The organism is Promicromonospora thailandica (assembly GCF_024171955.1).
Taxonomy (GTDB): Bacteria; Actinomycetota; Actinomycetes; order Actinomycetales; family Cellulomonadaceae; genus Promicromonospora; species Promicromonospora thailandica.
The window spans coordinates 70,174-90,467 of the sequence record NZ_JAMTCS010000007.1 but is presented as its reverse complement, the minus strand read 5'-3'; the positions used below and the strand labels follow the sequence as shown (position 1 = coordinate 90,467).

Sequence of the window (20,294 nt, the reverse complement as noted above, 5' to 3'; positions counted from 1 at the left end):
ATCGTCGTCCCTATGAGCGAGAACAGCCTGGACGCGTCGATCCCGGACGGCGTCGACCGCCGCACCTTCCTGTCCCTGAGCGGCCTCGGTGCGGCGGGCGTCGCGACCGCGGGCGCCGGCCCCGCCACGCTCGACCGGCACCCGCGGCGCGGCCTGCGGTTCGGCCGGGACGGGCGGTTCCGCATCGTCCAGTTCAACGACACGCAGGACGACGAGAAGATCGACCGCCGCACGCTCGAGCTGATGCGCGCGGTGCTCGACGACGAGCGCCCCGACCTGGTGGTCCTCAACGGCGACAACATCACCGGCGGCTGCGACACCCCGCTGGAGATGCGCCAGGCGATGAACAACGTGGTGCAGCCCATGGAGGAGCGCGGCGTGCCGTGGGCGGTCACCTTCGGCAACCACGACGAGGACTCGACGCCGGACAGCGGGGTGGACGAGGCCGACATGCTCGCCTTCTACCGGTCCTACCGCCACAACGTGAACGGGCCGACGGCGCCCGGCATCACCGGGCAGGGCAACTCCCACCTGCTGATCGACGGCCGCGGTGGAAAGCCCGCGTTCAACGTGTGGCTGCTCGACTCCGGGCGGTACGCCCCCGAGACGCTGGGCGGCCAGGACTTCGAGGGCTACCCGACGTGGGACTGGCTGCGGATGGACCAGGTGAAGTGGTATCACGACACGTCCGTGGCGCTCGAGCGCCGGTACGGGCGGCCGATCCCGTCCCTCATGTTCATCCACATCCCGCTGTGGGAGTACCGGTTCATGTGGTTCGGCTCGGTGGACGGCCGCACCGACGCCGACCACGAGCGCGGCCGCGTGCGGCACCGCATCGAGGGGGAGCGCAACGAGGACGAGTGCCCCGGACCGTTCAACTCCGGGATGTTCTCGGCGATCCGGCACCGCGGTGACGTCCGCGGCGTGTTCTGCGGGCACGACCACGTGAACACCTACTCGGGCGACTACTACGGCGTGCTCCTCGGCTACGCCGGCAACACCGGCTTCGGCACCTACGGCCTGTCGGGGCCGGAGCGGAACCGGCTGCGCGGCGCCCGCGTCTACGACCTCGACGAGTCGGTGGACGGGGTGCTGGCCGGCACGCGCATGCGCTTCGCGTCGGAGTTCGGCATCGACCTGACCGCGAACGACCAGTGGATGGAGCCGCTGCCGCTGCCGCGCGGGAAGTGAGCTCGCGGGGTGCGGGGCGGGGAAGAGGCTGTGCCGGGAATGAGAGGATCGGCGCATGGCTGAGCTCCTCGCGGTCTGCCGCGTCCACGTCCTGCTCCCCGACGCCGGCGCCGTAGGGATCACGGCCATCGACAAGCGCCCGGTCGAGGGGCGCGTCAAGGTGCGGCCCCTCGGCCTGTACGCGGACCTGCAGGCCAACCGCGCCGACCACGGCGGCGTGGACCAGGCGGTCTACGCCTACGCGCAGGAGGACGCCGACCACTGGGCCGCCGAGCTCGGTCGTGAGATCACGCCCGGTCTCTTCGGGGAGAACCTGCGCACCCGCGGCATCGACGTCAACCGTGCGGTGATCGGCGAGCGGTGGCAGGTCGGCACGGCGCTGCTGGAGGTCACGCAGCCGCGGACGCCCTGCCAGACCTTTGCCCGCCGGCTCGGCGAGGAACGCTGGGTACGGCGGTTCGCGGAGGCCAACCGCTCGGGCGCCTACCTGCGGGTGATCGAGAACGGCGACCTCGGCGCGGGCGACACCGTCGACGTCGTGCAGCGCCCCGAGCACGGCGTGACGATCGCCGACTGGTTCGGCGTCCGGTACGGCCAGACCTCCGACGGCGCGGCGGTCGCGGCTCGGCTGCTGGCGGCGCACGCCGCCGACGAGGTCCGGCTCGCCGACGACCTGCTGCGCCGCGCGGAACAGACGGCCTCCCGGACGCTGACCAGCTGACCCGGGGCCGGCCGGACCCTGGCCGGGTGCCCGGGCGGCCGCCGAGATCTGACGCCTCCCCGGCTGGTGGGCGGCTGTCGGCCCCGAGATCTGGTGCCTCCCCGGCGAGATCTGGTGTCAGCGCCGAGATCTGGCAGTGCGCCACCAGATTTCGGCGCTGACACCAGATATCAGGGTTGGGCCACCAGATCTCGGCCGCGTCCAGCACCGGCCGGCCCGTGGCGGGTGCGGCTCGTGGCGACAGGTCACCGCACCACCAGATCTCGGCCGCGCCAGAGCCCCGGGTGTCAGCCGCGCCGGCGCTCCGCGCGGGCGCGGGCGGCCTCGTGGGCCTCGCGCAGGAGCCGCAGCACCGTGTCGGACGTCGCCGCCCCCGGGTTGATCACACAGACCCAGCCGGCCGAGCCGTACACCGGGTGGGGGAGCACCACGTCGACGGCCGCCGGGTCCGCCGGGGCGGTGTCGGCCCCCGTCAGCTCGCGCAGGGCCGTCCGGCCCACATGGATGTTCACGCGCCAGCGGCCGGGCTCGTCGAGGTCGGAGGTCGTGTCCTCCGGGTAGTTCTTCGTGACGACGGTGCCGTACGGCTGCACGTTCCGCGGCATCTGGCCGTCGGGCGCGTAGTAGAAGAAGGCGTCACCCCAGGCCAGCTCCGGGAACACCGGGTCGCCGGCCGCCGGTGCCACCACGAGCGCCCCGTCGAGGCCGCGCACCGTCTCGATGATCCGCCCGATGGTCGTGCCGGTACTTTGCGAAAGGTCCATGCTTCAAGCATCACCTTCACGTGCTTCTGTGGAGTTCGGCGCATGACACGATCGACAGCCGGTGCCGGCGGCGGGCTCCGCACGGCCGACGTCGTCCGCGAGACCGGGTACTCCGCGCAGCAGGTGCGCGACCTGGAACGGCTCGGTGTCGTGCCGCCCGCCGTGCGCGAGCCGAACGGGTACCGGGTCTACACCGCGGTGCACGTGCGGGCGCTCCGGGCCTACCGGGGCGTGGCAGCCGCCGCCGGCCCGGTCGAGGCGCGCCGTCTGCTCACGGACCTGTTCGCCGCGCCCGACCCCACCGCCGCCGTGGCCGCGGTGAACGCCGTGCACGCGCGCCTCGCGCACGAGCGCGACGAGGTGCTCCGGGCCCTGGCGGCGCTCGACGCCGTCCGGGACGAGCCGCCCGGCGTCGACGCCCCCGTGCCCGACGTCCTGACGATCACCGAGCTCGCCGGCGCCCTCGGCGTACGGACGTCGACGCTGCGGTTCTGGGAGCAGGAGGGTCTGGTGCACCCGGACCGGGTGACGAGCCTGCGTGCGCGGCAGTACGGCGCGGCGGCGATCAGGGAGGCGCGCGTCGTCGGCGCCCTGCGGACCGGCGGGTACGGGATCCCGGCGGTGCGGGAGGTGATCCGCTCGCTCGACACCCGCGCAGGCGTGGCGGCGTCCCGCGAGATCCTGGGCCGCCGGCTCGACCAGATCGCCGCCCGCACCCTGGCCCTGCTGCGCGCGGGTGCCGACCTCGCGGCGGTCCTCGACCCGCTGTGACGGACGAGACCGAGGTTGCTCGGCTCTGGGGGGCCCGGAGCGAAGCAACCTCGGTCTCGAAGGGGGTGGGCGCGGGACGACGCCCCGCACTCAGTCGTCGCTGAGCTGCTTGCCCTGCCGCACCAGGTCCTGCAGGGTCCGCTGCACGTGCTCGACGTTCGGCACGTCGTCCAGGACCATGCCCGGCTGGTCCGTGCCGTCCGAGATCACGAGCGTGCCGCAGCCGAAGAACCGGTCGCTGAGCTGCTTCTCGAAGGTGACGTTGTTGATCCGGTACAGCGGGATGTCGCGGCCGGTCTGCGTGACGATGCCGGTGCGCAGCGCCACGCGCTGGTTCGTGACGATGTACCGCGTGGTGCGCCAGCGCAGGAACGGCCCCGCCGCCGCGACCAGGCCGAGCAGCACGAGCACGGCCGTCGCGAACCACAGCACGATCTGGTCCACCGGCAGCGGCACCGCCCAGAGCGCCACCAGCACCACGACCAGCACCACGAGCAGCAGGACCGGCTTGACGATCTTCTTGGGGTGGGTGCGGAGCTGCAGAACGATGGTCTCGCCTTCGGCGAGGTGCTCTTCCCTCATGCCGCGAATACTGCCCTACTGCGTCACGCGGATCTACTACGTCATCGGGATCTACTGCGCCGCCAGGTTCCAGCCCTCCACGGTCCGCAGGCTGTGCCCGTAGCCCAGCAGGCAGACGGCGGCGGTGCCCAGCTCGAACCGTGCGCCGAGCCGCGGGTCCACGCCGAGCCAGACCGTGGCCAGCACCCGGAGCAGGTGGCCGTGCGCCACGAGCAGCACGTCCCCGCCGTCGGTGAGGGTCTCCTCCGCCCGCGCGACCACGCGAGCGGCCCGCGCGGCGACGTCCTCCAGCGTCTCGCCGGGCCGCCCGTCACCGTGCTCGGCCGACGGCGGCAGCACCCGTACGCCGTCGTCGAAGATCTGGAACTCGCGCCCGAGCTCCGCAGACACGTCGCGCGACGTGCGCCCGTCCACCGGCCCGTAGTCCCACTCGGCGAGGTCGTCGTCGACGACGGCGTCGGGGTACCCGGCCAGCTCCGCCGTACGCCGCGCCCGGGTCAGCGGCGAGGTGCGCACGGCCGCGAACTCGTACCGGGCGAGCGTGGCCCCGGCGAACCGGGCCTGTTCCTCGCCGGCCGCCGTGAGCGGGAGGTCGGTGCGGCCGGTGTGCTGCCCGCTCCTGCTCCACTCGGTCTCGCCGTGCCGCAGCAGCACGAGCTGCGGGTCGCGCGGGGGCGTCAGGGGCTGGGGCTCGTGGGACATGGCACGAGCATCCCGGTTCCGACGGCGGAACGCACCCCTACCGGCCCACCGTTGGCCGATTGAGGCAAATTACTGGTTTGCCCTTTTCTGTGACGGGGTCCCACGCCATCCTGGGCTCATGCCTGAGTTCGACGACGGTCAGACCACGACCGCACTGCCCAGCTCCCCCGCCCGCAGCACCGGGACCGGCACACCGGCCTCCGACGTCGTCGTCGAGACGGGCGTCCTGGTGGTCGGCTCGGGACCGGCGGGCGCGTCCGCCGCCCTGTTCCTGGCGAGCCTGGGGATCGACACGATCATGATCACCAAGTACCGCTGGACGGCCAACACGCCCCGAGCGCACATCACCAACCAGCGCACCATGGAGATCTTCCGCGACCTGGGCATCGAGGACCAGGTGCTCGCGGACGCGACCCCGCACGAGCTCGTCGGCGACACGGTCTTCTGCACGGCGATCGACGGCGAGGAGATCGGCCGCATCCTGACCTGGGAGACCCACCCCGCCCGCGAGGCGGACGCGCGCCTCGCCTCCCCGTCGCTCACGGTCGACATCCCGCAGACCTACCTCGAGCCGATCCTCGTCAAGAACGCCTCCCGGCGCGGCGCCCAGTCGCGGTTCTCCACCGAGTACCTCGGCCATACCCAGGACGACGGCGGCGTCAGCACCCGCGTGCTCGACCGCGTCACCGGGACCGAGTACACGATCCGCTCGAAGTACCTGATCGGTGGCGACGGTGCCCGCTCGCAGGTGGCCGCCGACCTCGGCCTGCCCATGGAGGGCGCGATGGACATCGCGGGCTCCATGAACATCACCTTCAAGGCAGACCTCAGCCACCTCGTGGGCCACCGCCCGTCGGTCCTGTACTGGGTGCTGCAGCCCGGCTCCGACGTCGGCGGCATCGGTGCCGGCCTGGTCCGCATGGTCCGGCCGTGGAACGAGTGGCTCGTCGTCTGGGGCTACGACATCTCGGGCGAGCCGCCGCAGCTCGACGACGACGCCGCGACCGAGATCGTGCGCCAGCTCGTCGGCGTCGAGGACCTCGACGTCGAGATCACGGGCTACTCGCTGTGGGGCAACAACCAGATGTACGCGACCCACCTCCAGCAGGGCCGCGTCTTCTGTGCCGGCGACGCCGTGCACCGCCACCCGCCGAGCAACGGCCTCGGCTCCAACACCTCGGTCCAGGACTCCTACAACCTCGCCTGGAAGATCGCCGCCGTGCTCCGGGGCTACGCCGCGCCCTCGCTCCTGGAGACCTACTCGGCCGAACGGGCACCGGTCGCCGAGCAGATCGTGCTGCGCGCCAACAAGTCGGGCGGCGAGTTCCGGTTCCTGGAGGTGCTCGGGGTGCTCGACGCCGGCACGCCCGAGGAGATGCAGGCCGCGATCGACGAGCGCAAGGCCAACACCCCGGCCGGCGCCGCCAAGCGGGCCGCCCTCGTGGACGCGATGGACCTCAAGCACTACGAGTTCAACGCGCACGGCGTGGAGATGGGCCAGTTCTACGAGTCGGCCGCCGTCGTCCCGGACGGGTCGCCGAAGCCGGAGGACGAGCGCGACCCCGAGCTCTACTACAAGCAGTCCACCGTGCCGGGCGCGCGGTTCCCGCACGTGTGGGTGGCCGACGTCGACGGGCACAAGCGCTCGACCCACGACCTGGTCCCGTACGGGAGGTTCACGCTGGTCACCGGCATCGCGGGCGAGGCGTGGGCCGACGCCGCCGGCAAGGTCGCCGCCGGGCTCGGCGTGCCGCTGGAGGCCGTGGTCATCGGACCGGGGCGTGACGTCATCGACACCTACTACGACTGGGCCCGGATGCGCGGCGTCGAGGAGTCGGGCGCGATCCTGGTGCGGCCCGACACGCACGTGGCGTGGCGCGCGCAGACCCTCGCGGACGACCCGGAGCGGGCGCTCGCCGACGCCCTGCTCGCGGTGCTCGGCCGGAGCGAGCGGGATGCCTGAGGCGCCCGGTCCGGCGGACGCCGTCACGCCCGAGCAGGCCGCCCGTGAGCAGGAGCTGGTCGAGCGGGTCGTCGCCTCGTTCGAGGGCGCGCAGGACGCGCGGCTGCGGACCGTGCTCCAGTCGCTGACCCGGCACCTGCACGCCTTCCTGCGCGAGGTGCGGCTCACGGAGGACGAGTGGAACCGGGCCATCGGGTTCCTCACCGCGACCGGGCACCTGACCGACGACAAGCGGCAGGAGTTCATCCTGCTGTCCGACGTGCTGGGCGCCTCGATGCAGACCATCGCCATGAACAACGTCGCCTCGGGGAACGCGACGGAGGCCACCGTGTTCGGCCCGTTCTTCGTGGACGACGCGCCACGCATCGAGAACGGCGGCGACATCGCGGGCGGGGCGACGGGGCAGCCGTGCTGGGTCGAGGGCACCGTCACCGACACGTCGGGCAGGCCGGTCCCGGGCGCGCGCATCGAGGTGTGGGAGGCGGACGAGGACGGTTTCTACGACGTCCAGTACGGCGACGACCGCACCGCGGGCCGCGCCCACCTCTTCACGGACGACGACGGCGGCTACCGCTTCTGGGCCGTCACGCCCACGCCGTACCCGATCCCCCACGACGGGCCGGTCGGGGCCCTGCTGGCGGCGTCCGGGCGGTCGCCGATGCGCGCGGCGCACCTGCACTTCATGGTGTCCGCGCCAGGCCTGCGCACCCTGGTGACCCACATCTTCGTGCGGGGCGACGAGCTGCTCGCGTCCGACTCGGTGTTCGGGGTCAAGGACTCGCTCGTCATGGACTTCGAGGAGCAGGCGGCGGGCACGCCGACGCCGGACGGGCGCGCGGTCGCCGGCACGTGGTCGCGCACCCGGTTCGACGTCGTGCTGGCGCCGGGCACTGTCCGGTGAGGCGAGTGCGGTGAGGCCGAGATCACAGCTCCTTCGGTCGACGGGGGAATCGGTTACCACGGAAGATGGTTGATCCGCACACCAGCGGTGAACCACGTGCAGTGCCACCGCACACCTGCACCGGAGGAGGACCATGACGGACGCCGACGACGCCCAGTACCACTCCATCGCCAACCCGCGCCGGACCACGCTCCTGCATCGGAGCGCGCTCGACGCCTTCGCGCCGCACCGCGACGAACGCGACGCCCAGGAGGAGCCGAACGCGGCCTGACCGCGGGCGCAGCACCGACCACGGCCGGTGGGCCGGGACCTGTCGATCGACCGATCGACGGGCCCCGGGCCACCGGCCGCTGTTGTCCGGCATACGAGACGATCGGACGCGCCGGGCAAGTTCACCCGCTTCGGGGCGGACCGTCCGCGCCGCGCACGAACGGCCAGGTGACGGCCCCTGCGAGACCTCGGCGGGTGTGACGGGCGTCACCTCTGTTACATTCCGGAAACATTTCCGCTAGGCTTGATGCCGCTTCATCTTCCACAATTCGGTACGAGGCATCGCCGGGACGCACGGAGACGCGCCCGGCGGCGAAAACTGAGCGGGGAACCCAGGGATGATCAACGAATCGATTCGACACTTCACGGACGGACGCGTTCCCGATGCCGGGATCGCGCACCTCTTCAGCGTCGAGAACCGATTCCAGGCACGCCTCGACGTCGAGGCGGCGCTCGCACTGGCCGAGGCCGAGGTCGGCCTGATCCCCGAGCCGGCGGGCGAGGCGATCGCGCAGCACGCCCAGGTCGACAAGCTGGACCTGGACCGCGTGGCCGCCGAGACGGCGTCCGCGAGCCACCCCCTGATGCCGCTCATCGAGGAGTTCGCCCGCGTGGTCGGCCGCGAGCACGGCGGCTGGGTGCACTGGGGCGCGACCACGCAGAACATCACGCAGACCGCCGACGTCCTGGTGCTGCGCGACGCGCACCGGGCGCTCAAGGACCTCACCGCCAAGGTGCTGCGCGGCATGTCCAAGCAGGCGGAGGCGTCGGCGGCCGTGCCGATGGCCGGCCGCACCCACAGCCAGCACGCCGTTCCCGTCACGTTCGGCTTCAAGGTCGCCGTCTGGATCGACGAGCTGACCGCGCACACCGACCGGCTGGAACGCCTGGAGGACCGGCTGTTCCGGGTGCTCATGGGCGGCGCCGTCGGTACGTTCGCGTCGTTCGGCCCGGCCGGGCGCGAGGTCGAGCGCCGCGTCGCGAACCACCTGGGGCTGGGCACCATGCCGGTCCCGTCGCGCGCGATCAACGACGGCATCGTCGAGTTCGTGCTGACGCTCGCCCAGGTCGCGGGCACCGCCGGCAAGATCGGCAAGGACATCTACTCGATGATGCAGCCGGAGTTCGGCGAGGCGTTCGAGCCCATCCCGGACGGCACGGTCGGCAGCTCGACCATGCCGCACAAGCGCAACCCCCAGCTCGCGCTCGACCTGCTGTCGATGAGCGCGCAGCTGCGCGCGCTCGCCGCACCCGCGCTGGAGTCCATGCAGCACGACCACGAGGCGAACGGCGGCATGACCGACCTCCTGGAAGAGACGGTCGCCCGGGCCACGGTGCTCGCGGGCGACATCCTGACCCGCCTCGACGTGATCCTCGACGGCCTCGAGCTGGACGAGCAGCGCATGCGCGCCAACCTGGCGCTGAGCGAGGGTCTGATCGGCTCGGAGTCGCTCATGATGGAGCTCGGCGAGCGGATCGGCCGGCAGAAGGCGCACGAGGTCGTGTACGAGGTGGCGCAGGAGTCGGCGGTCGGCGACACGCCGTTCCTGGACCTGCTGGTGCGGAACGCCACCGTCAGCGCGTACTTCGGCCGCGACGAGATCTGCCGCCTCATCGACCCGCGCGCCTACCTGGGCGAGAGCATCACGATCGCGCACGAGATGGCGCAGCACGCGCGCGCCGTCGCGGACCGGCTGGAGTTCAGCGCCCGCACGGCCAAGCCCGTGCCGCTCTTCGTGCGGGAGCCGGCCGCCGAGGAGCCTGTCGTGACCGAGCCGGACCGGGTGCTGGTCGGCCTCTAGGCCGCACCGCTCATCGTCCGTGCGACCAGGGCCAGGTCGGCACCCGGGTCAGAAGAGTGTGACCGACTCCCAGGTGCGGCCCACGGGTGCGGGTGCCGGCGTCGCGGGCACCTCGGCCGGCTCGGCGGGCAGCGTGGCGCCGCGCAGCTCGGCGTCGGGGATCATGCCGCCGTCGGGCACGAGCATCTCGCCGACGCCGCCCCGTCCCGCTGCCCACTCCTCGGCGGCGAAGCCGGCGAGCTGGTCGACGCGCTCGTTGTACGGGTTACCGACGTGACCCCGCACCCAGTGGAACCGGACGGGTCCGGTGCGCTCCGTGACGGCACGGTCGATCTCCCGCACGAGCTCGAGGTTGGGCACCGGGTCGCCGGACGGGGAGCGCCAGTCGTTGCGCTTCCACCCCTCGGACCACTCGGACACCGATCGGATGGCGTACTGCGAGCTCGATTCGACGAGCAGCGGCTCGTCGCCGGGGTGCGCCTCGATCGCGCGCAGCAGGGCCGAGAGCGCCGCGACCTGGTCGTTGCCCCGGGCAGCGCCGCCCGAGTCGAACTGACCACCCGCGTGGTTGATCCAGGCCCACCCGATCGCGCCGCTGGGCGCGGCCGATCCGTGCGTGCTGACGATGATCACGGCGTCCATTGTGCCTCCTTCCGCCCGGAACCCGTACGGCCGCCCAGGGCGTGGCGGCGCCGGGCGTCCCCGCACGAGAGTTCGGCCGGGCGAACCCCGTGCCCAGGGGCCACGAAACCCACTGCCGCGCTTTCCTGGGCATGATGACGAGGTGCCCCATCTCTCGTCCGAACCGTCCCGCCGCCCGCCCGGCGGCTCGCCCACGCCCGCCCAGCGGGCGCAGGAGCAGCACCCGTCCCGACGTCGGACTGCCGCCGACGTCCGGCGCTGGCGCCGTCTGCTCGCGGACGAGCGGGCCGAGGCCGCGGTCTACCGGGACCTCGCCGGCCGCCGTACCGGCGAGGAGCGGGAGATCCTGCTCGCGCTCGCACGCGCGGAGAAGCGGCACGAGACGCACTGGCTCGACCTGCTGGGGCCCGACGTCGGCGCACCCGTGCGCGGCGACCTGCGCACGCGCGCGCTCGGCTTCCTGGCCCGCCGGTTCGGCGGCGTCTTCGTGCTGGCGCTCGCGCAGCGGGCCGAGGCCCGGTCGTCCTACGCGCACGACGCCGACGCGACCGTGACGATGGCCGCCGACGAGCAGATCCACGAGGAGGTCGTGCGGGCCCTGGCCACGCGCGGCCGCAACCGGCTGTCGGGCACGTTCCGCGCCGCGGTGTTCGGCGCCAACGACGGTCTGGTCTCCAACCTCGCCCTCGTGCTCGGTATCGGCGCGTCCGGGGTGGCGACGAACACCGTGCTGCTCTCGGGCCTCGCCGGCCTGCTGGCGGGTGCCCTGTCGATGGGTGCGGGCGAGTTCGTGTCGGTGCGGTCGCAGCGGGAGCTGCTGGAGGCGTCGTCGCCCTCGCCCGACGCCGCCGCCGCGCTGCCCCACCTCGACGTCGACGCCAACGAGCTCGCGCTCGTCTACCGGGCCCGGGGGATGACCGTGGAGGACGCGACGGCGCACGCCGACGCCGTCCTGGCGCGGCTCACGGCCGCGCCCGCGGAGCACCCGCTGGCGCACCCGGGTGGCGTCGCCGAGCCGTCGGCGGACGAGGGCGACGACCTGGAGACGCACGGCACGGCGTGGGGAGCAGCGCTGTCCTCCTTCTGCTTCTTCGCGTCCGGTGCCGTGGTGCCGGTGCTGCCGTACCTGTTCGGGCTCGACGGCCTCGCGGCCGTGGTGGTCGCCGCTGGTCTGGTCGGGCTGGCGCTCCTCGTGACGGGAGCCGTCGTCGGTCTGCTCTCGGGGACGTCGCCGCTCACGCGGGCGCTGCGGCAGCTCGCCATCGGCCTCGGCGCCGCGGGCGTCACCTACGTGCTGGGGCTGATCTTCGGGGCGACCGTCGGCTGACCTGACCGCGGATCCGGACAAGATCACCCCTACCTCGTGCAGCGGGCCGGAGATACGGCGTAATGGCCGGAGATGCCCGAGATTCCGCGCCTCTCCTGACATGTCGCAGTTCCTAAGCACATAATCGCTGATGCGCAAACCGCAGGCATGCGGTTGCCGAACTCGCGGTCTGCCAGCAGATTGAATGCAGATACATATCTGCGGGCAGCCCGGCAGGGCTGGAGAGCGGGAGACCGGATGTCGAGGGACGCGCTGACGGGCACGGGGGAGCACCTCCGCCGCCTCGTCGCGCGCGCCGCCGGGACCGTCGCGCTCGGCGCCGCGGGCGTCGCGCTCGGTGTCGCCCTCGCGGCACCGTCGATGGCGGCCGACGACGGACCCGTCGCCCCGGCGGTCCAGGCGTCCGCCGACCCTGCCGCCCGGGGCTCGGCGCTCGGCGACACGCTGGACGCCACCGCGCGACTCGTCACGGCCACCACCGACCTGCTGGGCCTCACCTCGACGGGCAAGGCCGCACAGACGCCGCCGCCCGCACAGACGCCGCCGGCCGCGCCCGAGGCTCCGGTCGCGCCCGAGGCGCCCTCCGGGGCGGACGCGCCCGTGGTCCCGGCGCCGCCGGCCGCTCCCGAGCCCGTGGTTCCCGAGCCCGTGGTTCCCGAGCCCGTCGTTCCCGACACCGTGGACGCGCCGCCCGTGCCCGAGCCGGCACCCGGCGCCGTCGACGAGGGCCCTGGGGGCGCCTCGCCCGAGCCGGGCGCACCGCGGGACCCGGTCGAGCAGCCCGCGTCCGAGGAGCCCGTCGAGGCCGGGACGCCCGCCGCGCCCCGGCCCGCCGACGCCGTCACCGAGACGGTCACCGCGATCACCGACGGCCTGCTGAAGCCGGTCACGGAGCCGGTGCGCGCCGTCGTGACCGAGCCGCTGGGCACGGTCGTCTCGACGGTCACCGAGAAGCCCGTCACGCACACGGCGGACCTCGTCGAGCACGTCACGACCCCGGTGCTGGAGCCCGTCACGGAGCAGGTCGGTGCGATCCTGACCCCGGTGACCGAGCCCCTCGGCGAGCAGCTCGCCCCGGTGACCGGCGCCGTCGGCCAGATCCTCTCGCCGCTGGCGCCCGTGCTCGGTGCGGTCACCGCGCCGCTCGCGCCGGTCACGGGCAGCCTGCTGACGCCCGTGGTCGAGCTCGTCTCCCCCGTGACCGACGTCGTCTCCGGTATCACCTCCCCGCTCCTGCAGGCGCTGAACCCCGTCACCGCACCGCTCACCGGCGCCCTCTCGCCGGTGCTGGCCCCGGTCGGTCAGGTCGTCGCCCCGGTGGGGGCGGTGCTCCAGCCCGTCCTCGAGCCCCTGAGCCCGGTCGTGACACCGCTGGTGCCGGTCACCGAGGTGCTGCTGCCGGGTGTGCTCGTGCCGGGCGTCCTGCTGCCCGAGGCCCCGGTGACAGAGCTTCCCGCCCCGCCGACGGCGCCGGGCGGGCCCGTCGTCCTGGTCCCCGGCGTGCAGCCCGTGGACCGTACGAAGCCGGCGTACCCGGGGACGCTGCAGGCCTCCGGTGACGCTGCGGGCGTCGTGACCTGGACCTCGAACGGGGTCCGGCACGCGATGCTCGACCTGGTGCGGGCGAGCACGCCGGGCGCGGCCCCCGCGGTGGACACCGCGGACGGGCTGGGCCTCGCCGCCGCCGGCGTCATCGACGCCAGCGGTCCCGGCACCCTCGGCGCGGGCTTCCCGCTCGCCGCCGGGGGTGCCGGGGCGGCCGTCGTCGGTTCCGCGGGCGGTCTCACGAACGGCGGCGCGCCGCAGGTGAAGCTGCTGGGCGGCGAGCCCCTGGCAGTGCTCTCCGCCCTCCTGGGCTTCCGCGCGCGGGCCTGGCGAACCGCGGCCGACGAGTCGCGCGCCAAGCTGTCGAGCAGCTACACGGACATCCCCGTCTCTCCTGCCTGACCTGGGTGGACCGCGCTCCCACGCGCGGTACCAGCCGGTGGCGACTCCGCCGCCGGTCCCCCCAGGCCCAGGTAGGAGAGACCTTTGGACAGATACATCCGACGCGCCCTGTGCACGGTGCTCGTCGCGGGCGGCCTCGCCGTCGCGGGCGCTTCCGCGGCGTACGCCGCGGACCCGGCGGTCACCGGCACCGCGACGACGGCGGTCGCCCCCGGCGTGGGAGCCGCCGCGCAGGACGCCGACGCCGGCCCGTCCGGTCGACACGTCGGCCGCGAGGTGCTCGGAGCCCTTGCCGACGGCGACGTCGCCGCGGTGGTCGCGGCGGCACTGGGCGAGGACGGCCTGGTCGCCGACCTGCTGCCGGACGCCCCGCCGGAGTCGCCGGAGTCGCCGGAGTCGCCGGGCGTGGACGAGCCTGACACGGACCTGCCCGGCTCGGACGAGCCCGGCGTGGACGAGCCCGGTACTGATGAGCCCGGTACTGATGAGCCCGGTACTGATGAGCCCGGTACTGATGAGCCTGGAGTGGACGAGCCGGGCACGGACCTGCCCGGTACGGATGAGCCGGGTACGGATGAGCCGGGTACGGACCTGCCCGGTACGGACCAGCCCGGCACGGACCAGCCCGGCACGGACCAGCCCGGTACCGACCAGCCCGGCACCGACCAGCCCGGTACCGACCAGCCCGGTACCGACCACCCTGGGATCGACCTCCCGGGAACCGACCAGCCGGGTAATGACGCCCCCGGCGTCGGCCGGCCCGGCAAGGGTGACGGCGAGGATGCTCCCGGCACCGGGACGGCACCGCCCGTGGACGACGTCGAGACGCCCCGTCCCGCGGCGGAGAACCCTGGCGAGGTGGAGCTCACCGCCGGCCCCGGTCATGACCTGACCAGCCCGAGCGCCCCGGTGATCTCCCATGAGCTCCTGGCGGGCACCGAGGATCTCGCCACCCCGCCGGCCGTCGAGCCGGAGCTGCCGGAAGGCGGCGTCGACCTGCGCTGGCGGGACCGGAAGCCCGGGCCCGAACCGCTGACCTACGAGGGGACCAGCATCCTGCCGGGGGGTCTGACCAACGGCTACCTGGGCACGGCCGTCGAGCCGGTGCCCGAGCCGGAACCCGAGGACGAGACGGGGCCGGGCCGCGCGCCCGGCGACCAGACGGTCCGCACGGGACACATGTTCACGGGGCAGCTCTCGCTGATCTCGGTCCTGCTGGGACTGGGGATCGCGGTGCTCCGCACTCGTCGCCGGTAGCGCGTGGCCTGACCACGCCGAACGGGCGACAGCGATCCGGGCCACGGTGTTCGGTCGCGAGGCACCACGGTGACTCGTGATCGAGGACCGATCCGCACCCGGGTCGGCAGGTTCGCGGATCGGGGCGCCGCTGGGGGGCGCCCCGGTCCGCGGACCGGGAACTGAACGGAGCGGGGGCTCCAGGTCATCGGGGGGTGGCCGGGGGCTCCCGCTCTGCTGTGCGAGGGCGACGCGCCCGGCGCGGAGGCGAGGTGCACGTCACACGGACGCCGCCGTCCGGCCGTCGGACCGAGGCCTACGATCGAAAACTATGCGCCAGCTGCTCGCCGACACCACGCCGCTGAAGGTGTCGCCGGACTACCGGCGCCTCTGGGTGGGCCTGTCGATCTCGAACATCGGCACGCAGGTGACCATCGTCGCGGTGGGCCTGCAGATCTACGCGTTGACCGATTCCACCCTGGCCGTCGGCGTGCTGGGGTTGTTCTCCCTGGTCCCGCTCGTGGCGCTCGGGCTGTACGGCGGCGCTCTCGTCGACCACTACGACCGCCGCAAGGTGTCTCTCCTGTCCTCGCTCGTGCTCTGGGTGGTGGTCGCGGCCATCGCGGCCCAGGCCTGGCTCCGGCTGGAGTCGGTGCACCTGCTGTACGGGCTGGTCGCGGTGCAGAGCGCGGCCTTCGCGATCAACAACCCGGCCCGGTCCGCGATCATCCCGCGCCTGCTGCCCAAGGAGCTCATGCCGGCCGCGAACGCGCTGGCGACCCTCTCCATGAACGTCGCGCTCACCGGCGGCCCGCTGATCGGCGCCGTGCTGGTGGCCAGGCTCGGCTACGCCTGGGCGTACACCCTGGACATGGTGCTGTTCCTCGCGGCCCTCTGGGCGGTGTTCCGGCTCCCGCCTGTGCTTCCGGAACGCGCGGGGGACGGCGCCGGACGGACGCGGGTGGGCACGGTCGGCCTGCGCTCCGTGCTGGACGGCCTGCGCTACCTCGCCACCCAGCCCAACGTGCGCACCACGTTCCTCGTCGACATCTGTGCCATGGTGCTCGCCTTCCCGCGGGTGCTGTGGCCGGCGGCGGGCGTCATCTACCTGGGCGGGGGCGAGGCGACGACGGGCGTGCTCGCCGCGGCGTTCGCCGTCGGCGGGGTGCTCGCGAGCGTCTTCTCCGGCGGGCTCACGCGCATGCGCAGGCAGGGCCAGGTGATCGTCTGGGCGATCACCGCATGGGGCTTCTCGATCGCGGCGTTCGGTCTGGTCCTGGTCCTCGTCGGCCGCGGCTCACCGGACGGCGCGGTGGTCTGGGCGGTGGTCGCGGCGGGCGTCGCCCTCGCGTTCGCGGGCGGCTCGGACAGCATCTCGGCGGTGTTCCGGCAGAGCATCCTGCAGACCGCCACGCCCGACCACATGCGCGGTCGGCTCCAGGGCGTGTTCATCGTGGTGGTGGCCGGCGGACCACGCCTCGGGGAGATGGTGCTCGGCGCCGAGGCGACGTGGTTCGGCGAGGGCTGGGCGGCCGTCGTCGGCGGGCTGACGTGCGTGGTGCTGCTCTGGGTGATCGTGCGCCTCACGCCGCGCTTCTGGCACTACGACGCCCGGCACCCGGAGCCCTGAGCGCGGACGCGCGAACGCCCAGGCCGTCGGAGCGGCCTGGGCGTTCGCGCGTCGGTCAGCGAGCGGGCGTGCCGTTCTCCTCCGGCTTGCCGGCCAGCGTCGAGATGAGCTGGTTGATGTCCACGCCCGTGAGCTGCTTGATGACACCCTGTCCCTCACCCAGCACCGACGTGACGTTCTTCGTGACGGCCGACGCGCCGTCGGTCGAGATCACGGTCATGCCCTGGATCGAGGCGATCGGCTCGGCGGCGGCACGCACGATGTCGGGCAGGCGCTCGATCAGCTCCTGCACCAGCGCCGCCTCGCCGTACTTGCGCAGCGCCTCGGCCTTGGCGTCGGTCGCGGCGGCCTCGGCCAGACCCTCGGCCTCGACGGCGGCGGCGCGAGCACGGCCCTCGGCCTCGACACCGGCGGCCAGGGCGACCTGCCGGTCGCGCTCGGCCTCACCGGCGCGGCGCACGGCCTCGGCGGCAGCCTCGGCGTCCTGCAGGGCCGCGGTCTTGTTCGCCTGGGCGATGGTGGTGCGCTTGAAGGCCTCCGCCTCGGTGGCCGCGTTGTTGGCGTCACGACGGGCGTTGGCGCTCTGCACCTCGGCGTAGGCCTGGGCCTCGGCGGGCTTGCGCACCTCGATGTCGAGCCGCTCCTGCTCGACGCGGGCCTTCTCGGCCATCGCCTCGCGCTCCTCCTGGGCCACGAGGCGGTCCTGGGCGGCGCGGGCGAGCTGGCCGGCGGCCTCCGCCTCGGCGTTCGCGCGGTCCGTCTCGGCCTTGATGGCGGCCCGCTTGAGGTCGAGGGCCTTCTGCCGCTCGGCGATCTGCTCGGCGGCGTCGATCACGGCGAACTCCGAGGCCCGCTTCGCCTCCGCCTCGGACACCTCGGCGAGCTGCCGGGCGTTGGCGGCCTCCGCGCGGCCGAGGTTCGCGAGGTAGTCCGAGCCCGGCGTCGAGATGTCGGAGATGTTGAGCAGGTCGACCTGCAGGCCCTGCTCCGAGAGGTCCGTCTTGGTGGACTGCACCACGCGGTCCGACAGGCCCTTGCGGTCGGAGATGATCTGCTCGATCGTCATGTCGCCCACGATCGAGCGCAGCGAGCCCTCGAGGGACTCCTTGATGATCTCCGTCAGCAGGTGCTGCTGGGACAGGAAGCGCTGCGCGGCGCGCCGCACGCCCTCCTCGTCACCGCGGACCTTGAAGTTGATGGACGCCTTGATCGCGATCTTGATGCGGTTCTTGTCCACACCCTCGACGGTGATGCCGATCTGGCGCTGCTCCAGCGAGATCGCGAAGCCCTGCTGCAGCACGGGCCACACGAACGCCCGGCCGCCGACGACGACGCGCTGGCTCGCGGTCTGCGCCTCGGACTTGCCGGCGCCGCGACCGACGACGATGAGCGCCTCGTTCGGCGGGACGCGCCGGATGCGGCTCGCGACGAACGCGAGGACGAGGAAGATCGCGAGGACGCCCGCCGCGACGGCGATGACTCCGATGAGTTGACCTGGCATGTCGGCTCCTGGGGTGGGGTGGACCGGCCAGACCGACGAAGCGCTCCCGACCGATGGTGGACAGAGGTGAGGGGCCGCGCCGTGCGACGCGGTGGGGTACGGCGGGGGATCAGCGCGGTACGGGCTCGACCTTGACGCGCGCGCCGTGCTGCTCGACCACGACGACGCGGGTGCCCTGTGGGATGGGCTCGTCGGCGAACGCGAGGCGGGTCTCCAGCTCGGTCGCGGCGTCCAGGGAGACCTCGCCGTGCGCGGTGTCGACGTCGGACGTCACGCTGCCCTGCGCCCCGACCAGGGAGACGGGCCCGCCGTCCTCGCCGGCCTTGAGCCGGCTGATCAGCACGTTCACCAGCACGATGACGAGGACGGCGACCACGGCGCCCGCCGGGTACGCGACCCAGAGATCGAGCCCTGAGGACAGGACCACCGTGCCGGTCGCCCCGAACAACAGCGCGCCCGCGCCGAGCGACGTGCCGGAGACGGCTCCGTCGGCCAGCTCGAAGAAGTCGCCGAGGAGCAGCGACGTGACGGCGAGGGCGAGCCCGAGGAGGCCGATGACGATGAAGACGAGCATGGGCGTCCGTTCGACGAGTCTGGAAGTGTTCTGAAAGTTATCAGGAACGGGTGTGTCGCTGCTGGTGAACCCGGGTGAACTTCCGGTCCCGACGGGCCCGACGATCCGCTATTCCGGTGCGGCGGCCTGCCGACGCAGGGTTCCGCTCGCGACCAGCGTGAGCAGCGCGGCGAACCAGGCCGCCGCGACAGGCACCAGGAAGCCCGCGTCCGCCCCGGCCTGGTCCACGCGCAGCCCGGCCAGCGAGGCCCCGAGCGAGGCGCCGATGCCGATGGACGTGCCCACCCAGGTGAGGGCCTCGGTGAGCTGGTGTCTGGCGACCATGTCCTGGACCAGCCCGTTACCCGTGATGACGGTGGGGGCGATGGCGAGCCCGGCCACGAACATCACGCCGGCCAGCGTCCAGAGCGAGTGCGCCAGGAGGAAGAGGGACACGCCGGGTGCGAGGGCCACCATGCCGATCACGAACCGCCGTACCGCCGGGCTGGTGAAGTGCCGGGCCCCGTAGACCAGGCCGGCGACCATCGAGCCCAGCGCGAACACCGCGAGCACGAGGCCCGAGGCCCCCTTGTCACCCAGCTCCTCGGCGAACGCCACGGTGACGACCTCCATGGAGCCGAAGATGACGCCCATCGCCACGAAGACCAGCACCAGCACCGGCATGCCGGGCACGAGCACGACGGGCCGGCGCCGCACCTCCGTGTCGGGCACCACCACGTCAGGTTCGGTGGCGCGCTGCACGACGAACAGCAGCCCGCCCGCGACGGCCGCGACCCCGGCGACCACGAGGGCTGACGGCGCCGCGACCGCGGTGGCGAGCGTCGTGGCCAGCACCGGACCGACGATGTAGACCAGCTCGTCGATCGACGACTCCAGCGAGTACGCGGTGTGCAGGCGGCGCGCGTCGTCCAGCGCGTTGTTCCAGCGGGCCCGCACCATGGAGCCGTAGGAGCCCTGGCTGCCGCCGGCGACCGCCGCGAAGGGCCAGAGCACCCACTCCGGCGCGCCGAGCACCGCGGCCGTCACGAGGCCCCCGAGGCCGACGGCGGTGACCAGCAGCGCCGGCAGGAGGACCCTGCGCTGGCCGTGCCGGTCCACCCAGCGGGCGATCTGCGGGGCGAGGAAGGCCTGCGCCAAGCCGAGCACGGCCGCCACGCGGCCCGCCATGGCATAGCTGTCGTAGAGGCCCTGCACCATGAGGACGGCGCCGATCCCGACCATCGACATCGGGAGGCGGGCGAGAGCGCCGGCGGCGGAGAACTTGAGCGCGCCAGGGGTGCGGAGCAGCTCCACGTAGGGGTTGGAGCGGGGCGGGACGTGGGTCGCTGGCACGGATCGAGTCTCGCACCCGCCACTGACATCGCCTCCGTGCTCCGAGGCGTCCGGCCCGCTGGCCCGACGTGCCCTCGAGGCCGCACGATGGTCCGCATGACCGACGAACCACAGGTGACCGTGACCGACAACCCTCAGGAGTCGCGCTTCGAGGTGACCGTCGACGGCACGCTGGCCGGCTTTGCCGTCTACGAGACGGAGCCCGGCACCGTCATCTTCCTGCACACCGAGGTGTTCGAGGCGTACGAGGGCCGCGGCCTGGCCGGGCAGCTCGCGAAGGCGGCGCTCGGCGCCGTGCGCGAGGCGGGCAGCAAGATCGTCCCGCTCTGTCCGTATATCCGTGCCTACGTCCTCAAGCACGCCCCGGAGTACGACGACCTCCTCCGGGCGCCGCTCTCGTCCTGATCGCGGCTCTCACCAGGGGGTTCACTCTCGCCC

At 73.2% G+C, this 20,294-nt stretch carries 19 protein-coding genes; 12 read left to right on the top strand and 7 right to left on the bottom strand.

What is annotated here, in order from left to right; all coding sequences use genetic code 11:
* Nucleotides 1-12: 12 nt before the first annotated feature.
* Both APR03_RS12365 and APR03_RS12360 read left to right on the top strand, forming a co-directional pair.
* Entirely contained in the window at nt 13-1,191 is a 1,179-nt protein-coding gene (locus APR03_RS12365; RefSeq protein ID WP_253836056.1) for a metallophosphoesterase family protein, read from the top strand.
* 55 nt (nt 1,192-1,246) lie between these two features.
* Complete coding sequence (locus APR03_RS12360; protein ID WP_253836054.1) at nt 1,247-1,912, top strand: MOSC domain-containing protein; 666 nt, start codon at nt 1,247-1,249, stop codon at nt 1,910-1,912.
* Between the two features lie 287 nt (nt 1,913-2,199).
* On the opposite strand, the gene APR03_RS12355 is transcribed toward APR03_RS12360, so the two are convergent.
* Nucleotides 2,200-2,676, bottom strand: coding sequence for a DUF6194 family protein (locus APR03_RS12355; protein ID WP_253836052.1), 477 nt, complete (start codon nt 2,674-2,676; stop codon nt 2,200-2,202).
* 42 nt (nt 2,677-2,718) lie between these two features.
* Between APR03_RS12355 and APR03_RS12350 the strand changes: the two genes are divergently transcribed.
* Nucleotides 2,719-3,447 (top strand): MerR family transcriptional regulator, encoded by a 729-nt coding sequence (locus APR03_RS12350; protein ID WP_253836051.1) that lies wholly within the window; start codon nt 2,719-2,721, stop codon nt 3,445-3,447.
* A gap of 90 nt (nt 3,448-3,537) precedes the next feature.
* Here the strand turns inward: APR03_RS12350 and APR03_RS12345 are convergent, their stop codons facing one another.
* Together APR03_RS12345 and APR03_RS12340 are read right to left on the bottom strand one after the other, a co-directional pair.
* On the bottom strand, nt 3,538-4,029 hold the full coding sequence (locus tag APR03_RS12345) for a PH domain-containing protein (RefSeq protein ID WP_253836049.1): 492 nt from the start codon (nt 4,027-4,029) through the stop codon (nt 3,538-3,540).
* A gap of 51 nt (nt 4,030-4,080) precedes the next feature.
* The gene (locus APR03_RS12340; RefSeq protein ID WP_253836047.1) at nt 4,081-4,731 is read right to left on the bottom strand and encodes a histidine phosphatase family protein; all 651 of its coding nucleotides are present in this window, start codon (nt 4,729-4,731) and stop codon (nt 4,081-4,083) included.
* Nucleotides 4,732-4,849: 118 nt separating this feature from the next.
* Between APR03_RS12340 and APR03_RS12335 the strand changes: the two genes are divergently transcribed.
* From APR03_RS12335 to APR03_RS12320, 4 genes are all read left to right on the top strand, one after another.
* The gene (locus tag APR03_RS12335) at nt 4,850-6,694 is read left to right on the top strand and encodes an FAD-dependent oxidoreductase (protein WP_253836045.1); all 1,845 of its coding nucleotides are present in this window, start codon (nt 4,850-4,852) and stop codon (nt 6,692-6,694) included.
* The gene (locus tag APR03_RS12330) at nt 6,687-7,595 is read left to right on the top strand and encodes a hydroxyquinol 1,2-dioxygenase (RefSeq protein ID WP_253836043.1); all 909 of its coding nucleotides are present in this window, start codon (nt 6,687-6,689) and stop codon (nt 7,593-7,595) included. The genes APR03_RS12335 and APR03_RS12330 overlap by 8 nt, the downstream gene beginning before the upstream one ends.
* A gap of 133 nt (nt 7,596-7,728) precedes the next feature.
* Nucleotides 7,729-7,866, top strand: a complete 138-nt coding sequence (locus tag APR03_RS12325) for a hypothetical protein (RefSeq protein WP_253836041.1) — start codon at nt 7,729-7,731, stop codon at nt 7,864-7,866.
* A gap of 337 nt (nt 7,867-8,203) precedes the next feature.
* Entirely contained in the window at nt 8,204-9,667 is a 1,464-nt protein-coding gene (locus tag APR03_RS12320) for a class-II fumarase/aspartase family protein (RefSeq protein WP_253836040.1), read from the top strand.
* Nucleotides 9,668-9,715: 48 nt separating this feature from the next.
* On the opposite strand, the gene APR03_RS12315 is transcribed toward APR03_RS12320, so the two are convergent.
* Complete coding sequence (locus tag APR03_RS12315; protein ID WP_253836039.1) at nt 9,716-10,309, bottom strand: ribonuclease H family protein; 594 nt, start codon at nt 10,307-10,309, stop codon at nt 9,716-9,718.
* Nucleotides 10,310-10,451: 142 nt separating this feature from the next.
* Here APR03_RS12315 and APR03_RS12310 point away from each other — a divergent pair, with 142 nt between their 5' ends.
* The 4 genes from APR03_RS12310 to APR03_RS12295 all read left to right on the top strand — a co-directional run bounded on the left by APR03_RS12310 (nt 10,452) and on the right by APR03_RS12295 (nt 16,449).
* Nucleotides 10,452-11,636, top strand: a complete 1,185-nt coding sequence (locus tag APR03_RS12310) for a VIT1/CCC1 transporter family protein (protein ID WP_372494848.1) — start codon at nt 10,452-10,454, stop codon at nt 11,634-11,636.
* 237 nt (nt 11,637-11,873) lie between these two features.
* A complete protein-coding gene (locus APR03_RS12305; protein WP_253836038.1) occupies nt 11,874-13,583 on the top strand; it encodes a hypothetical protein in 1,710 nt (569 codons plus the stop codon).
* Between the two features lie 84 nt (nt 13,584-13,667).
* Nucleotides 13,668-14,840 (top strand): hypothetical protein, encoded by a 1,173-nt coding sequence (locus APR03_RS12300; RefSeq protein WP_253836037.1) that lies wholly within the window; start codon nt 13,668-13,670, stop codon nt 14,838-14,840.
* A 310-nt stretch (nt 14,841-15,150) separates the two neighbouring features.
* Nucleotides 15,151-16,449, top strand: a complete 1,299-nt coding sequence (locus APR03_RS12295) for an MFS transporter (RefSeq protein ID WP_253836036.1) — start codon at nt 15,151-15,153, stop codon at nt 16,447-16,449.
* A 55-nt stretch (nt 16,450-16,504) separates the two neighbouring features.
* Here the strand turns inward: APR03_RS12295 and APR03_RS12290 are convergent, their stop codons facing one another.
* The 3 genes from APR03_RS12290 to APR03_RS12280 all read right to left on the bottom strand — a co-directional run bounded on the left by APR03_RS12290 (nt 16,505) and on the right by APR03_RS12280 (nt 19,856).
* A complete protein-coding gene (locus tag APR03_RS12290) occupies nt 16,505-17,950 on the bottom strand; it encodes a flotillin family protein (RefSeq protein ID WP_253836035.1) in 1,446 nt (481 codons plus the stop codon).
* A 109-nt stretch (nt 17,951-18,059) separates the two neighbouring features.
* On the bottom strand, nt 18,060-18,524 hold the full coding sequence (locus APR03_RS12285; RefSeq protein ID WP_253836034.1) for an NfeD C-terminal domain-containing protein: 465 nt from the start codon (nt 18,522-18,524) through the stop codon (nt 18,060-18,062).
* A 108-nt stretch (nt 18,525-18,632) separates the two neighbouring features.
* Nucleotides 18,633-19,856: an MFS transporter gene (locus APR03_RS12280; protein WP_253836032.1), complete on the bottom strand. Its 1,224-nt coding sequence runs from the start codon at nt 19,854-19,856 to the stop codon at nt 18,633-18,635.
* Between the two features lie 96 nt (nt 19,857-19,952).
* Between APR03_RS12280 and APR03_RS12275 the strand changes: the two genes are divergently transcribed.
* Nucleotides 19,953-20,261 carry a GNAT family N-acetyltransferase gene (locus APR03_RS12275; protein WP_253836030.1) on the top strand — a complete coding sequence of 103 codons (309 nt, stop codon included), beginning with the start codon at nt 19,953-19,955 and terminating at the stop codon, nt 20,259-20,261.
* Nucleotides 20,262-20,294 lie beyond the last annotated feature (33 nt).